This is a genomic window from Micromonospora pisi, from assembly GCF_003633685.1.
GTDB lineage: Bacteria > Actinomycetota > Actinomycetes > Mycobacteriales > Micromonosporaceae > Micromonospora_G > Micromonospora_G pisi.
On record NZ_RBKT01000001.1, the window covers coordinates 3407730 to 3423696 of the forward strand.

General features: G+C 69.4%; 16 protein-coding genes. 7 read left to right on the forward strand and 9 right to left on the reverse strand.

Annotated features, from left to right (window positions below):
• From phoH2 to BDK92_RS14170, 3 genes are all read right to left on the reverse strand, one after another.
• A complete protein-coding gene (gene phoH2 / locus BDK92_RS14155) occupies positions 1–1413 on the reverse strand; it encodes an RNA 5'-3' helicase PhoH2 (RefSeq protein ID WP_121157138.1) in 1413 nt (470 codons plus the stop codon).
• Positions 1414–1893: 480 nt separating this feature from the next.
• Positions 1894–2232, reverse strand: a complete 339-nt coding sequence (locus BDK92_RS14165) for a hypothetical protein (protein WP_121157140.1) — start codon at positions 2230–2232, stop codon at positions 1894–1896.
• A gap of 31 nt (positions 2233–2263) precedes the next feature.
• Positions 2264–2608, reverse strand: a complete 345-nt coding sequence (locus tag BDK92_RS14170; RefSeq protein ID WP_121157141.1) for a hypothetical protein — start codon at positions 2606–2608, stop codon at positions 2264–2266.
• Between the two features lie 264 nt (positions 2609–2872).
• Here BDK92_RS14170 and BDK92_RS14175 point away from each other — a divergent pair, with 264 nt between their 5' ends.
• From BDK92_RS14175 to otsB, 3 genes are all read left to right on the forward strand, one after another.
• Positions 2873–3313, forward strand: coding sequence for an XRE family transcriptional regulator (locus BDK92_RS14175; protein ID WP_121157142.1), 441 nt, complete (start codon positions 2873–2875; stop codon positions 3311–3313).
• Positions 3314–3474: 161 nt separating this feature from the next.
• A complete protein-coding gene (locus BDK92_RS14180; protein WP_121157143.1) occupies positions 3475–3840 on the forward strand; it encodes a hypothetical protein in 366 nt (121 codons plus the stop codon).
• 53 nt (positions 3841–3893) lie between these two features.
• Complete coding sequence (gene otsB, locus BDK92_RS14185) at positions 3894–4718, forward strand: trehalose-phosphatase (RefSeq protein WP_121157144.1); 825 nt, start codon at positions 3894–3896, stop codon at positions 4716–4718.
• Positions 4719–4760: 42 nt separating this feature from the next.
• On the opposite strand, the gene BDK92_RS14190 is transcribed toward otsB, so the two are convergent.
• The 4 genes from BDK92_RS14190 to BDK92_RS14205 form a co-directional block, all read right to left on the reverse strand.
• Positions 4761–5900, reverse strand: a complete 1140-nt coding sequence (locus BDK92_RS14190; RefSeq protein WP_147457004.1) for a peptidoglycan recognition protein family protein — start codon at positions 5898–5900, stop codon at positions 4761–4763.
• A 184-nt stretch (positions 5901–6084) separates the two neighbouring features.
• Positions 6085–6855 (reverse strand): isoprenyl transferase, encoded by a 771-nt coding sequence (locus BDK92_RS14195; RefSeq protein ID WP_121157146.1) that lies wholly within the window; start codon positions 6853–6855, stop codon positions 6085–6087.
• 18 nt (positions 6856–6873) lie between these two features.
• Positions 6874–8031 (reverse strand): geranylgeranyl reductase family protein, encoded by a 1158-nt coding sequence (locus BDK92_RS14200; protein ID WP_246017030.1) that lies wholly within the window; start codon positions 8029–8031, stop codon positions 6874–6876.
• A gap of 242 nt (positions 8032–8273) precedes the next feature.
• A complete protein-coding gene (locus BDK92_RS14205; RefSeq protein WP_121157148.1) occupies positions 8274–10115 on the reverse strand; it encodes a phosphoenolpyruvate carboxykinase (GTP) in 1842 nt (613 codons plus the stop codon).
• Between the two features lie 533 nt (positions 10116–10648).
• Between BDK92_RS14205 and BDK92_RS14210 the strand changes: the two genes are divergently transcribed.
• The 3 genes from BDK92_RS14210 to BDK92_RS14220 all read left to right on the forward strand — a co-directional run bounded on the left by BDK92_RS14210 (position 10649) and on the right by BDK92_RS14220 (position 12534).
• Positions 10649–11188 (forward strand): GtrA family protein, encoded by a 540-nt coding sequence (locus BDK92_RS14210; protein ID WP_121157149.1) that lies wholly within the window; start codon positions 10649–10651, stop codon positions 11186–11188.
• A gap of 70 nt (positions 11189–11258) precedes the next feature.
• Positions 11259–11936, forward strand: a complete 678-nt coding sequence (locus tag BDK92_RS14215; protein ID WP_121157150.1) for a GtrA family protein — start codon at positions 11259–11261, stop codon at positions 11934–11936.
• Positions 11937–11946: 10 nt separating this feature from the next.
• Entirely contained in the window at positions 11947–12534 is a 588-nt protein-coding gene (locus tag BDK92_RS14220; RefSeq protein WP_211349218.1) for a MaoC/PaaZ C-terminal domain-containing protein, read from the forward strand.
• Here BDK92_RS14220 and BDK92_RS14225 read toward each other — a convergent pair.
• Both BDK92_RS14225 and BDK92_RS14230 read right to left on the reverse strand, forming a co-directional pair.
• Positions 12531–13100, reverse strand: a complete 570-nt coding sequence (locus BDK92_RS14225) for a PH domain-containing protein (protein WP_121157151.1) — start codon at positions 13098–13100, stop codon at positions 12531–12533. The two genes, BDK92_RS14220 and BDK92_RS14225, sit on opposite strands and share 4 nt — an antisense overlap.
• Positions 13101–13234: 134 nt before the next feature.
• Positions 13235–14128, reverse strand: coding sequence for a biotin--[acetyl-CoA-carboxylase] ligase (locus BDK92_RS14230; RefSeq protein ID WP_121157152.1), 894 nt, complete (start codon positions 14126–14128; stop codon positions 13235–13237).
• A 246-nt stretch (positions 14129–14374) separates the two neighbouring features.
• Between BDK92_RS14230 and BDK92_RS14235 the strand changes: the two genes are divergently transcribed.
• Positions 14375–15964: an acyl-CoA carboxylase subunit beta gene (locus BDK92_RS14235; RefSeq protein WP_121157153.1), complete on the forward strand. Its 1590-nt coding sequence runs from the start codon at positions 14375–14377 to the stop codon at positions 15962–15964.
• Positions 15965–15967: the final 3 nt, after the last annotated feature.

Genomic DNA, 15967 nt, shown 5'->3' on the forward strand with positions numbered 1-15967 from the left:
CTACAGCGGGATGTCCTCCAGGAGATCGGTGACCACTTCCGCGATCGGCGACCGCTCCGAACGGGTCAGGGTCACGTGCGCGAAGAGCGGATGACCCTTGAGTGCCTCGATCACCGCCGTGACGCCGTCATGCCGGCCGACCCGCAGGTTGTCGCGCTGGGCGACATCGTGGGTGAGCACCACCCGCGATCCCTGTCCCACCCGGGACAACACGGTGAGCAGCACCCCGCGCTCCAGCGACTGCGCCTCGTCCACGATGACAAAGGCGTCGTGCAGGCTCCGGCCACGGATGTGGGTGAGCGGCAGCACCTCCAGCATCCCGCGCGCCAGCACCTCGTCCATGACGTTCTCGTGCACCACCGCGCCGAGGGTGTCGAAGACCGCCTGCGCCCAGGGCGACATCTTCTCCGACTCGGACCCGGGCAGGTAGCCCAACTCCTGGCCACCGACCGCGTAGAGCGGCCGGAACACGATCACCTTCTTGTGCCGACGGCGTTCCATCACCGCCTCCAGCCCGGCACAGAGCGCCAGGGCGGACTTTCCGGTTCCGGCCCGACCCCCCAGCGAGACGATCCCGATCGACTCGTCCAGCAGGAGATCCAGCGCGATCCGCTGCTCCGCCGAGCGGCCCCGCAGCCCGAACGCCTCCCGATCGCCACGGACCAGCCGTACGGACTTGTCCGGCCCGACCCGGCCGAGCGCCGAGCCACGGGGCGAGTGCAGCACCAACCCGGTGTGGCACGGCATACCGGCCGCCTCGTCGAGATCCAGCGGCTCGCCCCCGTACAGCTGCTTGATCTGTTCCTCGCCCAGCTCCAACTCGGCCATTCCGGTCCAGGTCGGGTCGCTGGCCTGGCCATGCCGGTACTCGTCCGCGGTGAGGCCGACGGAAGCGGCCTTGACCCGCAGCGGCATGTCCTTGCTGACCAGGATGACCTCGCGGCCCTCGGCCGCCAGGTTGAGGGCGACGGAGAGGATCCGGGTGTCGTTGGACTCGTTCCGGAACCCGGGTGGGAGCACCGAGTCGTCGGCGTGGTTCAGCTCGACCCGCAGCGTGCCGCCGAGATCGTTGGTGGGCACCGGCTGATCCAGCCGGCCATGCTTGATCCGCAGTTCGTCGAGCATGCGCAGGGCTTGGCGGGCGAACCAGCCGAGCTCCGGATGGTGTCGCTTCCCTTCGAGTTCGGAGATCACCACCAGCGGGAGCACCACCTCGTGCTCGGCGAACCGGTGGAAAGCGGCTGGGTCGGAGAGCAACACCGAGGTGTCCAGCACGTAGGCACGGCCGGCTGGTGCGGGCTCCGGACCGGCGGACGGGGCCGTGCTGGCCCTCCGTCCGCCTCTGGCACGCCCGGTCGCGGGAGTCGCGCCCGGGTCCTGGTCGGCCCTGGAGTTGGTACGGCGAGTCGTCACAGGCTGCTCCGGCGGGCGTGCACCCGGTCCGCCCGCGTTCCGCCTCGTCCGGTGCCCGGAACCACGGGGTCGGATGCGGGCCCCATGGATCAGTACGCGAAAGCTCCAGGCCGTCCGGCTGGCGTGGGATGACCCCTCGCCATGTCTAGACGCTAGCTGTCGGATGCTCACGCGGCTAGGGCATACCGAATGCATCTCGCCACCATCCGGCTGCCGTTCCCCGACGCCCGTTACACCTGGCTACGACGCTTCGGGTGGGTCGGGCGGCCCGTGATCACCGAGCGCATCCGGCCCGCCGGGCCGGAGGTCTCGACCGACCCCCGGCCCGGCGGCACGGAGACCGGCCGGGATGCATGCCCCCTGCGCGCACCCCGGCCGGTGGGATCACCGTCACCGGTCTGACGTGATCCCGACGGTGCGTGTCCGCCGCGGACGACGCACCGTGATCGCAGGAGACCGCTCACTCCACCGCGTCACCGGCTAAACGTTCCGGCCGGCGTACGCGTCGGTGGAATGCCGTCCGCCGTTGGTCGCGGTCCCCGCGAAAGAAGCACCCGTGTAGGTCGTGCCCTGGTCCGTCCCGGACGGGTCAGGGCCGGTGGCGGAGGGGCCGGTCGGCGGTCCCGCCAGCACCGAGGCGATGGCGGCCTGGGCTTCACGCCGACGGCGGTTCCACGCCCCCCGGTCACCGTCGAAGTAGCCCTGCCGGTAGCCGAAGCGGTAACCGATCCGGTAGCTGAGCTGTCCGTGCAGCCGGCCGGCGGCGTAGCTGGACGAGCCCAGCAGGAGTACCAGGAAGACCGCGAAGAAGGGACTCATCGGATCACTCCGACCTGTGTGCCTGGCCCGTTCATGAGTCCTCCGACTCGGTCGGGGTGGGATCCGTGATGAGCAGCCGGTCCAGATCGTCGGTGCTCACCTCTTCGACCAGCTCGACGCTGATCCGGCAGCCGTCGAGCACGACCTCGGCGACGGAGGCCCGGCGGATCTCGCCGCCGGCGTCGTACACCCGCACACTCAACTCGGGACACCCGAGATGCGTACGCCACGAGTTCCATTCGGCCCGGTCACCGACGTTGAGCGAGAGATAGCGGCACCCGCGCGCCAGATACAGCCGCCACGGGGCGCTGAGTCCGGCCGCCACCCCGTCGGCGATCAGACCGAACGCCTGGGCACGGGTCGCGAGTTCGGTCACCGAATCCCTCCTGTCACGAGGAAGTGACCCACGTGAGCACAGATGGTCTCAAGCACGTGACACACGTTAGATCGTCCCACGTACGTGACAGTATCATCTTTTCGTCTGATTACCCCCAGACCTGCGTACCACTAGTCTGACCACGTGATACCCCTCAACACGAGCAGTAAGTCGTTTACCGGAATACCCGCCCAGTTGTCACGTGCGCGGCACACAGAGGCACCACCCCCGACAGAATCGGCCGACTGGCCGTACCGTCACCGCGTGCCGGACAGTGCCCACGGGCGCAAGATTGCCTTCGCCGCCTTCGTACGCAAGGCCCTCGACGACGCCCGCGCCAACCGCGCCTGGACCGGCACGGAGGTTTCCCGGCGGACCGGCGTCTCCCGCCAGACCATCAACAGGTGGGTACGCGGCGAGTGGGCCAGCGACCCCGAGGCGGAACGGGTCGTCGCGTTCTGTGAGGGGCTCGGCCTCAATCCGACCACCGCCTTCGGGGTGCTCGGCTGGGACCGCGCCACCTCGACGCGAACCGCGCCACCCACTCCGCCGATGGACCCGGACGTCGAGGCGCTGCTCCGCCGACTGGTGGATCCAAACGTCTCCGAGGCGGAGAAATTTCACATCAGGGAGACAATCAGATATCTGGCCTACCGGCCCACCTTGCCAGTAGATGTCCGAAAAGGGGGCAAACGAGCAGGCTAGTTCCTCATATGGCGCAAGAATCACCATGCTTCTCATGCGTACCGCACCAGCACCTGAATACGCGCGCTAACGTGCCTTTTCGTACTGCTTGGGCTCGTCGTCGGCGGGGGGACGGGACAAAGCCGAACCCAGCCCTGCGGGACAGAAGGAGGGGTCTAGCCATGACCCTGAAATGGATGGCAGTCATGGTCGCGGCCGTGTCAGTGACACTGTGCGTGACCGCCAACGTCGTGCTCGGCACGGTCAATGGCGCAGAACTTCCGGTCGTGGTGAACATGATCGCCCTCACCGCCACCGGCGTCGCGACCGTACTTGCCGTGGTCGCAGACCTGCACGAGCGCCTCAACGAGCGCGTCACCGCGCTCACCGAATTCCTCATCGCCCGCCTGAACGAACTAGACAGCCACACCGGCGACCGCAACACCGGATTCGTCGAGGGTTACCTGCTCAGCCACCCCGACCCTTCGGTGGTGCCGATCGGGCCCCGGCTACACAGCCGCCGAGCCATGCTCGGGGGCGACGACTGAAGGTTCAGACAGACGCCATCTAGAACGGTAACGACCGGGGTACGCTGACGCCCGTGCGGCCGATCAACACGGGTAATCAGCGCCCGCCCCGTCCCCTGACAGCGGAACAGGCCTGGCAGGCCACCACCGGCCGGGCCGGGCAGTGTGTGCTGTTCTTCGACTTCGACGGCACACTGGCGCCGGTCCACGACGACCCGACCGCCGTGCAACCGGCGCCGAAGGTGCTCGCGGCCCTCGACGCCCTGGCCAGCGTGGTCCAACGGGTAGCCATCGTGTCGGCCCGACCGGTCGAGTTCCTCCGCGACCACTTCGTCGGGCTGACCGACGTCGACCTTTACGGGCTCTACGGGCTGGAACACAGCCACGGCTCCGGTGAGACCGTCACCGAAGAGGCGGCGCTGCCCTGGGTGCCGACCATGGCCGAGCTCGCCCAGCAGGCCCGCGACGAACTACCGGCCGGCGCCCTGGTCGAGTACAAGCGCCTCTCCGTCGCCCTGCACTACCGCACCGCGCCCCAACTCGCCCAGGCCGTCGAGACCTGGGGCCGGGAACAGGCCGAACGGCGGGGTCTACGGGTTCAGATCGGACGGATGGTCATCGAGATCAAGCCGCCCGTCGACCGGGACAAGGGCATGGTGATCGGCGAAGCCGTCCAGGGCGCCGGCTGCGCCTGGTATTTCGGCGACGACGTCTCCGACATCAAGGCCTTCGCGGCCCTGCGGGCCCGCGAGGAGACCCACCCCGACTTCTTCGGGGTCTGCGTCGCCGTCGCCAACCCCGAGACCGGCGCCGAGGTCTCCACCGCCGCCGACCTCACCATCGACTCCCCCGAAGCTCTCGGCGACTTCCTCACCGAGGCCGTGCACAGGTTCAGCTGACCTGGTGCACGGCGCTCGGCGAGCCGGGCCGCGCTCGTCCGCTCAGCGGTAGAGCGCGGCGACCTCCCTGCGCAGTTTGCCGAGGTAGGGATAGAACGCGTCACCGGGACACTCGGTGGGGTCCGCGCCGATGCTGGCCCAGTCCCGGTGACCCGAAATCACGTTCACCTCACCGCTGACCCCGCTCAGCGGATTGACATAGGTGGTCCGGGCGGTCGGGTTCAGCCGACCCAGAGCGCTCAACGCCGCCAGGACGAGCACCAGCGACCGGTGCGCCGCCGCGGTGGGCTGCCCGGTGGAGAAGCGGCCGAGCAGGCAGACACCGACGTTGCCCGCGTTGAACCCGCCGACGTGCGCCGCGTTGACCATGAGCGGTCGACGATCGTCACCGAGTGCCGACCCGTACACCGGGATGGCGTCCGACCCGGAGTACCGGCCCTCGTAGACCCGTCCCTGCTCATCGATCAACAGGTGGTAACCGATGTCTCCCCACCCCTGCAGGACACACTGGTCGTAGTAGATCGCGCGTACGGTGGCCGCCGGGTCGGGGTCACCGTTGTGCTCGGTCAGTCCGGTGTGGTGCACGGTGAGAGTCTGTACGGGGATGAACTGGCCCGGCCACACCTCGCTGCCGTCGGCGGCGAAACGCAGCGACTCGTCGGCATCCCAGGTGCCCCGGGAGAGATAGAACGGCAACGTTGCGCCCGACGGCAGCGGCAGAGCGTTGCGCACCGGCGCGGCGACCGTCCGGAGCGGGCCGTCGACGGTGTTCAGTTCCACCGTGGAGACGGTCGAGCCGTCCTTCGCCTGCACCTCGTAGGCGGTGGCACCGGCCGCCACCACCACGCTGGAACGGTAACCGGCGGCCGGGGAGCCGTCCCGCCCACCGGCACATCCGCCCAGTTCCCGCCACTGCCCCCAGCCGGCGGCGGTACGCAGTCGGACCGCGGCCGACTCGCCGGTGTGCGCCACCGACAGATGGGTCAGCGGCAGCTTCGGCGCCGTCACGACCGTACGACTGGCCAACCGACCCCGGTTCGCGGCGAGAGTGGTCGGCACCGCACGCGGGCCGGCCGAGGCGGCGCTGGCCGAGGTCGCGCCCGACCCCGCCGCCACGATCCCGGCCGCCATCGCCACCGCTGTACTCGCAGAACCGCGCAGCACCGCACGTCGAGAGATCACTTCATTGCCTCCCCGAAAGGCCAGTTGACCGGCTCGACGGACGAACCGGCCCATTTGGCGTCGTGGTGCCCAGTCAACCCGAGACCGCCCAGGAGCGCCAGGGAGTGCACTTTCCTGCAACGGCGACATGATCCGGGCAAAGCACCAGCGGCCGAGCGGGGCGATCGCCGGCAGCCGGAACTGCCTAGACCCCGTAGCGGCGTTGGCGGCTGGCGTACGAGCGGAGTGCGCGGAGGAAGTCGACGTGGCGGAAATCGGGCCAGTTGGCGTCGCAGAAGTAGAACTCGGAGTGGGCCGACTGCCAGAGCAGGAAGCCGGAGAGGCGCTGCTCGCCGCTGGTTCGGATGACCAGGTCAGGGTCGGGTTGGCCACGGGTGTAGAGGTGCTCGGAGATGTGCTCGACGTCGAGCACCTCGGCGAGTTCCTCGATGGTGCCGCCAGCGGCGGCGTGCTCGTAGAGGAGCGACCGTACGGCGTCGGCGATCTCACGCCGGCCGCCGTACCCGACCGCGATGTTGACCTGGGCGCCCCCGGCGCGTTCCTGGGTACGTTCCTCCGCCGCCTTGAGCGCGGTGGCGGTCTGTGCCGGTAGCAGGTCGAGTGCGCCGACCATCCGCAGTCGCCAGGGGTTGCCCTCCTCGGCGAGCTCGATCACCAGGTCCTCGATGATCTGGAGCAGGGGGTCCAGTTCACTCGCGGGCCGGCGCAGATTGTCGGTGGCGAGGAGGTAGAGGGTGACGTGCCCGATGTTGGCCTGGTCGCACCATTCGAGGACGTGTTTGATCTTGGCTGCACCGACCCGGTGACCGTCGTTCGGGTCGACGTAGCCCATCTCGCGGGCCCATCTCCGGTTGCCGTCGCACATCACGCCGACATGGCGTGGCACGGGCTTACCGGCGAGCTTCGCCGCCAACCGCCGTTCGTACGCTGAGTACACCAGGTCCCGCAGAGTCATCCCCTGCAGACTAGCGACCTAAATCGCAGGGCGAGCCGGGGGCGCCCATCCGTGGACGGCGAGTCCGCGTCCGATCCGGCGTACCGTGCGCAGGTCCAGCAGCCCGTCACCGAGCCCCAGCTCGACCATCACCCCGAAGACCCGCTGGTCCTGTTCGGCGGCGCGTACGGCGGCGTCGACGACCCGACGGTGCCGGGCCAGTCGGGCCACCGCCGAACTGTGGCGCAGATGACGGCCGAGCCGGCGGCGCAGAGTGTCGGCGTACCGGTCGGCGGCGTCGCCGGGGGACCGGGCCGCTGCGGCACCGGCGAGGGCACCGGAGAGCACGGCGTAGAAGATGCCCTCACCGGTGAACGGGTTGATCAGGGAGAGCGCGTCACCGGCGAGCAGGATCCGGCCCCGGCCGGACGGCGGACGGCGGGTGGAGAGCGGCAGATGGTGGGCGCGCAGTTCGGTGACCGTGTCGACCGCCAGGTCGGGCAGGAGGGCGCGCAGACCGTCGAGGAGGCGGCTCCTGGTGACCGGCGCACCCCGCAGCACCTCGCCGTACCCGACGTTGGCCCGGCCGTCGCCGATCGGGAACGACCAGGCGTAAGCCGGCCATCCGGTGCCAGAGGTGACGATCTGCTGCTCGACCGGTCCGGGGGCGGCCGGCGCGTAGCCCCGGATGGCGATCGCGAGGTGTCCGTCGGGGTTGTTCGGATGGCCGAGCGCGCGGCGGACGGTCGACCCGGCGCCGTCAGCGCCGACCACGGCCCGCGCCGCCACGGCGCCGTCGAGCACGACCCGGTCCTCGTGGGCGTCAATTCGGCGTACGGTGTGCTGCCGTAGCCGCGCGCCGGCCGCCACCGCCGCGTCCACCAGGCGCGCGTCGAAGATCCGCCGAGGCACCGTGTACGCGGGCCGGGGCAGGGACCGGGCGACCTGCGCACCGCCCGGCGCGACCAGCCGTAGCGCCGGCACCGCCGCGAACCCGGCCGCCGCGTCCGGTACGCCCAGCTCGGCGAGGACGTCGAGGGTGTGCGCGGCGATGCCGTCTCCGCATGCCTTGTCCCGGGGAAACTCGGCCCGGTCCAGCAGCAGCACACTCGCACCGGCCCGGCGGGCGGCGAGCGCGGCGGCCGAGCCGGCCGGTCCGGCGCCGACCACGGCCACGTCGTAGCAGTCCATCCTCATCCCATCCGCTCGTCGGCACCGGGGCGGCCGGCGCGGTGGGCCGCGGCACTGCCGGGGTACGGGGCACAGCGGCGGACGGCCGCCGGGGAATGGATCCCGGCGGCCGTCGTCATGCTGCTGATGATGCCCGCTCGGAGGCGCGACGGACAGCTTGGAGCGTGTGGGGCGGGCGTGTCCTCCGGGCCCTGCCCGCCCTGCGGCGGTCGGCGCCGCCCCAGGTCACAGCGGTGGTTGCGGGTCGGTCAGCTGGGCTGCTCGGCGTCCAGCCGGGCCCGCAGCGCGTCGAGTTCGGCCCAGAGCACGCCCGGCAGCTTGTCGCCGAACTTCTCGAACCACTCGTTGATCATCGGCAGTTCGTCGCGCCACTCGTCGACGTCGACCTTGAGGGCGACCCGGATGTCCTCCGGGGTGAGGTCGAGCCCTTCCACGTCGAGCGCGTCGGCGGCGGGCACCATTCCGATCGGCGTCTCGACCGCCGCCGCGCTTCCCTCCAGCCGTTCGACGATCCACTTGATCACCCTGGAGTTCTCGCCGAAGCCCGGCCAGAGGAAGTTGCCGTCCTTGTCCTTACGGAACCAGTTGACGTAGTAGACCCTGGGCAGCTTGGCCTCGTCGCCGTCGACGCCCTTGCCCATCTCGATCCAGTGTCCGAAGTAGTCACCCGCGTGGTAGCCGATGAAGGGCAGCATCGCCATCGGGTCCCGCCGCACCACACCGACCTGGCCGGCGGCGGCGGCGGTGGTCTCCGAGGAGAGCGTCGCTCCCATGTAGACACCGTGCACCCAGTCGCGGGCCTCGGTGATCAGCGGGATGGTGTCCTTGCGCCGGCCGCCGAAGAGGATGGCGTCGATCGGCACCCCGTTCGGGTCGTTGAACTCCTCGGCGAGAGTGGGGCACTGGGCCAGCGGGGTGCAGAACCGGGAGTTCGGGTGCGAACTCAGTTCGCCGCCCTCCGGTGTCCAGTCGTTGCCCTTCCAGTCGGTGAGGTGGGCCGGCGGCTCGCCCATTCCCTCCCACCAGACGTCACCGTCGTCGGTGAGTCCGACGTTGGTGAAGATGGAGTTGCCCCGGTCCAGCGTCCGCATGGCGTTCGGGTTGGTCTTCCAGTCGGTACCCGGCGCCACGCCGAACAGGCCGAACTCCGGGTTCACCGCGTAGAGCCGGCCGTCCTCGCCGAAGCGCATCCAGGCGATGTCGTCGCCGACGGTCTCGACCTTCCAACCCGGGATGGTCGGCTCCAGCATGGCCAGGTTCGTCTTGCCGCAGGCCGACGGGAACGCGCCGGCGATGTAGTGCACCTTCCCCTCGGGCGAGGTGACCTTCATGATCAGCATGTGTTCGGCGAGCCAGCCCTCGTCCCGGGCCATCACGCTGGCGATCCGCAGCGAGTAGCACTTCTTGCCGAGCAACGAGTTACCGCCGTAACCGGACCCGTACGACCAGATCTCCCGGGTCTCCGGGAAGTGGGAGATGTACTTGGTCTTGTTGCACGGCCAGAACGAGTCCTGCTCGCCGGGGGCGAGTGGGGCACCGAGCGAGTGCAGTGCCGGCACGAAGGAGGCGTTGTTCCCCATCGCCTCCAGTACCGTGGCACCCATCCGGGTCATGATGCGCATGGACGCGACCACGTACGCACTGTCGGTGATTTCCACGCCGTACATGGGTTCTTCCGCCTCCAACGGGCCCATGCAGAACGGGATGACGTACATCGTGCGACCGCGCATCGAACCGCGGTAGAGCTCTGTCATCGTCCGCTTCATCTCGGCCGGCGCCATCCAGTTGTTGGTGGGTCCGGCGTCGGCCTCGTCGACCGAACAGATGTAGGTGCGGTCTTCCACCCGGGCCACATCGGAGGGATCCGTACGGGCCCAGAAAGAGTTGGGTTTGCGCTCCGGATTCAGACGGACAAGTGTGCCTGCCTGTACCAGTTCGTCGGTGAGCCGTTGCCACTCCGCCTCGGAGCCGTCCACCCACACCACGCGTTCGGGCTGGGTTAGCTCGGCGACTTCTTTGACCCAGGCGAGCAACTTCGAGTGGGAGGTCGGAGCTTGATCGAGCCCCCGGATGGTTGCCGGAGCAGACATGACAGTTCTCCTTGTGGTCGACGCTGACCGATATGAGGGGTGGAGCAACGGCCGGCAGGCTGGAGATGCGCCGCCGGTGTGAAAGCCTGGGATTTCCACCAGCGTAAACCGAACGGCGGTCGGGGGCAGCGAGACCAGTTGTGAAGAACTGCACAAGATACGGGGGTTTTGCGGTAAGGCGAGCAATTTCCCGCTTCCCCGCGCAGTTTCACGCAAGTCTTTGCGTACACGCCGTGGGGCGGGACGGCCGGCTGCGCCGGACGCGTCGTACCGCGACGTTTTGCGGAAGGCGCCACAACTCATGCGCGTACCGACGCATGACCGCGCCCCGACCTGACGCCGCTGGCGGCCCGGAACCGGGACCTGCCAACGGGATGGGAACGTACCGTCCGTCGTCGTAAGGTGACAGTGGACGCATTGCCGGACAGCTTCCCTGGGACAGCCGGGGCGGCAGGACCCGTGATGCCGGCGCGCCGCGCTCCGACTCGCGGTAGCGGCGCGTGGCCGGGTGCCGCACCCGGTAGGCTCGACGTGTGTCTGCGACCGTTACCGGCGACCAGCCCTCTTCCTCGGGCACCCGGCAGGGCCTTTTCCGCACCATTCTCAACCGGTTCCGCCACCTGATCCGCGAGTTGGGCAAGTTCGGGCTCGTCGGTGGGGTCGCCTTCGGTGTCGACTTCGCGGTGTTCAACGTCGCCCGGCAGGTCTGGGAGATGGAGACGCTGAGCGCGAAGACGGTCTCCACCGTCATCGCGGCCACGATCGCGTTCGTCGGGAACCGGTTCTGGACCTGGCGGCACCGCGAGCGGACCGGTATGGCCCGCGAGTACCTGCTCTATTTCTTCTTCAACACCGTCGGCCTGGCCATCGCCCTGGCCTGCCTGTGGATCAGCCACTACGGCCTGGGCAGCATCTGGCCGGGGGTGTTCAAGTCGTGGCTCGCCGACAACATCTCCGCGAATCTGATTGGTGCTGCTTTGGGCACACTGTTCCGATTCTGGTCATATCGGCGATTCGTCTTCGTCGGTCCGGCCGCACAGGATGCACCGCCTGTGATCACGAAGAGTGACTAGACGGCGTGACCTGCGGCCCACCTCCCTACCGCCGCTGCCGCCCGGCGTCGCCCTGCCCTAAGGTGACCAAATGCGTCTTGTCCGGCAGCTCCCCGACCGTTGGCAGAAGTTCGCCCGCGAGGCCGTGACGTTCGGCATCGTGGGCGGCGTGAACACCGTCATCAACTACGCGGTGTTCAACGCGCTGGCGCTGACGATCTTCGAAAACGGGCAGCTCAAGGCAACGGTCATCGCGACCATCGTCGCGGCGATCAGCTCATACCTGATGAACCGGTACTGGACCTACCGGGACCGCCCCAAGTCGGCGATGCGGCGCGAATACGTGCTGTTCTTCGTGTTCAACGCGACCGGGCTCGCGATCGAGCTGGGCGTGCTCGCCGCCGCCAAGTACGGCCTGAACATCCACGGGCTGCTCGCCCTCAACGTGGCGAAGACCGTCGGGGTGGGACTCGCGACCATCTTCCGGTTCTGGTCGTACCGCACCTTCGTCTTCCAGCCCGTACCGGACAAGCCCGGCACACACGACCACAGCACCGACGGGATCGTCGAACTCGACCCGGTAGCGGAGCTGGCCGAGGCGGTGACCGAACTGGAGGAGGCCGCACACCGTACGCCGGTCGGCACCTCGACCCCGGACGGCCCGGGCACCGAATCGAACGGCTTCCCGGCGGTCGAAGAGGATCTGAGCGCCGAATTCGCCGCCGATCTGGAGCTACGCGCGGCTGCCCACCGTCCCGCCGCCCACTGACAACCCACCGTTGACCACGCCGTCGCCGACCGACCGTCGCGCCGACGTGCCCGTTGCGTCGCCCCGGTCCGGCACCGGCGCCGAGGCCGACCTCTTCTTCGAGGACCTGACCCCGGGACGCTCCTTCGACCTCGGCGTGACCACGGTCGACGGGCCGGAGATGCTGGCCTTCGCCCGACGGTTCGATCCGCAGTGGTACCACGTCGACCCCGAGGTGGCCGCCGCGAGCCATCACGGTGGGCTGATCGCCAGCGGCTTCTACACCGTCAGTCTCTTCATGCGCGCGTACGTCGACCACGTGCTGTCCCGCGCCGCCGCCGACGCCTCCCCCGGACTGGAGGAACTGCGCTGGCTGGCCCCGGTCCGGGCCGGTGACCGGCTCGCCGTCCGGCTCGACGTGATCGGACGCAAGCCCTCCACCGCCCGGCCCGGCCTCGGCACGGTCACCCTCGGCGCCACCATGGTCCGGCTGGGCGCGGACGACCAGCCGGAACAGGAAGTGCTTCGGACCAGGTTCCGCGGCTGGTTCGTCCTACGCGACCCAGCCGCGACCCCGTCGACCGACACCGGGCCGGCAGACCAGTACCCGGATTCCTAAGCCTTCTCGCGCAGCGGCTTGCCCTCTTGGACGTCCGCGAGCGCCTCACGCAGCTCGCCCTCACCGAGCGAGTGCTTGTCGTGGTCGGCCTCGACCAGCTCGTAGAGCTTGGTCTGTACGTGACCGACCTCGGGGATGTCGGTGAGCACCGTCTGGCCCCGCTCACCCGCTGACTCGATGGTCAACGTGCCGCAGCCGAGCAGCCGCTCAAGGAAGTGCTGGTTCATCGTGTGGTCGTTCACCCGGCCGAGCGGAATGTCCCGACGGTCGAGGTGGAAAACGCCCTTCTGGAGCACGACCCGCTCGTTGGTGAACAGGTAGTGGGTGGTGCGCCAGACGAGGAACGGCCAGAGGCTGAGCCAGAGCACCAGCAGCAGGCCAAGGCCGGCGATCACGTACAGGCCGATGGTTCCGCCATCGCCTTCGGGCAGCAGCACGGCACCGGCCACCACCGCCGCGATCGCCAGGACCAGCACCAGGACCGGCCGGATCAGGGCCTTCCAGTGCGGGTGCAGATGCAGCACGACATGCTCGTCCGAGCTGAGCACATCTTCGGGGAAAGGCACGCGAACCTCCTGTGATACGTCATTGTTCGCGCTGACCGTAGCGGCTCATGGTTACCGAGCGGGTCAACTGATGGTCGACACTCCCCGGAAGTGACGTTGCACCCGGTTCCGCACTCCGTGCCGGAATTTCGCGGTCACTCTCCGCGTAGATGCAGTACGTCGCCAGCAGCCACCCGATGCTCACCGTCGGCTGCCGAGACCACCAAACGGCCCTCCGGATCAACCGTCACCGCCGACCCGACCAGATCGTCACCGGCCGGCAGCAGCACCCGTACCGCCCGGCCGACCGTCGCACTGTGCCGCAGATAAGCCGCCCGAAGGCCGGATGCCTCGACATCGCCACCGGCGGCCCGCCAACGCCCGTACCAGTCCGCGAGTGCGCGCAGCAGGGCCCGCAGCAACGGATCCCGGTCGGCCACGGCCGCGCCGGCGAGCCGCAACGAGGTGGCGGCCAGCCCGGTCGGGTTGGTCGGCAGCTCGTCGGCGCGCAGGGTCACGTTCAGCCCGATCCCGAGCACGATCGCCGGTGGGCCACCGACGACCTCCGCCGGCACCGCCTCGGCCAGGATGCCGGCGCCCTTGGCCGCACCGAGCAACAGGTCGTTCGGCCACTTCAGCCCCGCCGCCACCGAGTCCGGCAGCTCGGCCACCCGGTTCACCGCCTCGACCAGGGCCACCCCGGCCAGCAGCGGCAACCAGCCGTACGTCGCCGGGGGTGCGCCGGGCCAGTCGTGCTCGACGACCGGCACCCCCGGCCGGAGCAGGACGCTGGTCGCGATACCGGCCCTGGCCGGCGACTGCCAGCTACGGCCCCGGCGGCCCCGCCCGGCGGTCTGCCGCTCGGCGACCACCACCAGCCCCTCCGGCTCACCCGCCGAAGCCGCCGCGACCACGTCGGCGTTGGTCGAGCCGGTCTCGGCGCGCAGGTCCAGCCGGGTCCAGAGCCCGCCCGGGACAACCAGCGACCGCCGCAGCCCACGGACGTCGAGCGGGGGGCGGTCCAGATCGGTGTACGGCGAATCCGGCATCAGGCCAGCCTACGACGCCCGCCTCCGCCGGCCCCGACAGCCGGCGACACGCCTCCGGACTGGTTGGTGAGGCCAAGCCCACGTCGGCGGGCGGCGACGCCGGGCGGGCGCATCGTTACGATCCAGGACTGGGCACGCGCGCGGAGCGGATGCCGTCCGTGCCCGACCCGTCGGAGCACGGATTCCGCGAGCGCGAGCAGGAGCGAGGCGGGCCCCCGCGGTCGCGAGGAAAGGCAGACTACTGACGTGAGCGCCAGCAGCGAGGTCGAGATCAACATCCACAGCACCGCCGGCAAGCTGGCGGACCTGCAGCGGCGGGTGGACGAGGCGGTGCACGCCGGCTCCGCCCGCGCGGTGGAGAAGCAGCACGCCCGGGGCAAGAAGACCGCCCGTGAGCGGATCGAGATGCTGCTCGACCCCGGTTCCTTCGTCGAACTGGACGAACTGGCCCGGCACCGGTCCACCAACTTCGGGCTGGAACGGACCCGCCCGTACGGGGACGGTGTGGTCACCGGCTACGGCACGGTCGAGGGCCGGCAGGTCTGCGTATTCGCCCAGGACTTCACCGTCTTCGGCGGCTCGCTCGGCGAGGTCTTCGGTCAGAAGATCGTCAAGTTGATGGACCTGGCGATGAAGTCCGGCTGCCCGGTGGTGGGGATCAACGACTCGGGCGGCGCCCGGATCCAGGAGGGCGTGGTCAGCCTCGGCCTCTACGGCGAGATCTTCTTCCGTAACGTCCGCGCCTCCGGGGTGATCCCGCAGATCTCACTGGTGATGGGGCCGTGCGCGGGCGGTGCGGTCTACTCCCCCGCGGTCACCGACTTCACCGTGATGGTCGACCAGACCTCGCACATGTTCATCACCGGGCCGGACGTGATCAAGACGGTGACCGGCGAGGACGTGGGGATGGAGGAACTGGGCGGGGCCCGTACGCACAACACCCGCAGCGGCAACGCGCACTACCTCGCCACCGACGAGGACGACGCGATCGACTACGTCAAGGCGCTGCTGTCGTACCTGCCGGCGAACAACATGGACGAGCCGCCGACGTACGCCGCCGAGGCGGAACTGGCGATCACCGACGCGGACCGGGAACTCGACACTCTGATCCCGGACTCGGCGAACCAGCCGTACGACATCCACCGGGTGATCGAGCACGTCCTCGACGACGGCGAGTTCCTCGAGGTGCACCCGCTCTTCGCCCAGAACATCGTGGTCGGCTTCGGTCGGGTCGAGGGTCGCCCGGTCGGTGTGGTGGCGAACCAGCCGATGCACTTCGCCGGCACCCTGGACATCGCCGCCTCGGAGAAGGCGGCCCGCTTCGTCCGCACCTGCGACGCCTTCAACATCCCCGTGCTGACCTTTGTGGACGTACCCGGGTTCCTGCCCGGAACCGGTCAGGAGTGGGACGGCATCATCCGGCGCGGCGCGAAGCTCATCTACGCGTACGCCGAGGCGACCGTACCGAAGGTCACGGTGATCACCCGGAAGGCGTACGGCGGCGCGTACGACGTGATGGGTTCGAAGCACCTCGGCGCGGACCTCAACTTCGCCTGGCCGACCGCCCAGATCGCGGTGATGGGCGCGCAGGGGGCGGTGAACATCCTCTACCGTTCCGAACTCGGCGCCGCCGAGGATCCGGCCGCGTTCCGCGCCGCGAAGATCGCCGAGTACGAGGAGACCCTGGCGAACCCGTACGTGGCCGCCGAGCGCGGTTACATCGACTCGGTGATCGCACCGGCCGAGACCCGCACCCAGATCGTCCGCGCGCTACGGATGCTCCGCACCAAGCGGGAGACGCTGCCGCCGAAGAAGCACGGCAACATCCCGCTGTAACCG

Bases quoted from the DNA above. Each gene is read 5' to 3' on its own strand.
- BDK92_RS14165 (WP_121157140.1), bottom strand. From the start codon at position 2,232: ATGAGTCCCTTCTTCGCGGTCTTCCTGGTACTCCTGCTGGGCTCGTCC.
- BDK92_RS14180 (WP_121157143.1), top strand. From the start codon at position 3,475: ATGACCCTGAAATGGATGGCAGTCATGGTCGCGGCCGTGTCAGTGACA.
- BDK92_RS14195 (WP_121157146.1), bottom strand. From the start codon at position 6,855: ATGACTCTGCGGGACCTGGTGTACTCAGCGTACGAACGGCGGTTGGCG.
- BDK92_RS14200 (WP_246017030.1), bottom strand. From the start codon at position 8,031: ATGAGGATGGACTGCTACGACGTGGCCGTGGTCGGCGCCGGACCGGCC.
- BDK92_RS14205 (WP_121157148.1), bottom strand. From the start codon at position 10,115: ATGTCTGCTCCGGCAACCATCCGGGGGCTCGATCAAGCTCCGACCTCC.
- BDK92_RS14215 (WP_121157150.1), top strand. From the start codon at position 11,259: ATGCGTCTTGTCCGGCAGCTCCCCGACCGTTGGCAGAAGTTCGCCCGC.
- BDK92_RS14230 (WP_121157152.1), bottom strand. From the start codon at position 14,128: ATGCCGGATTCGCCGTACACCGATCTGGACCGCCCCCCGCTCGACGTC.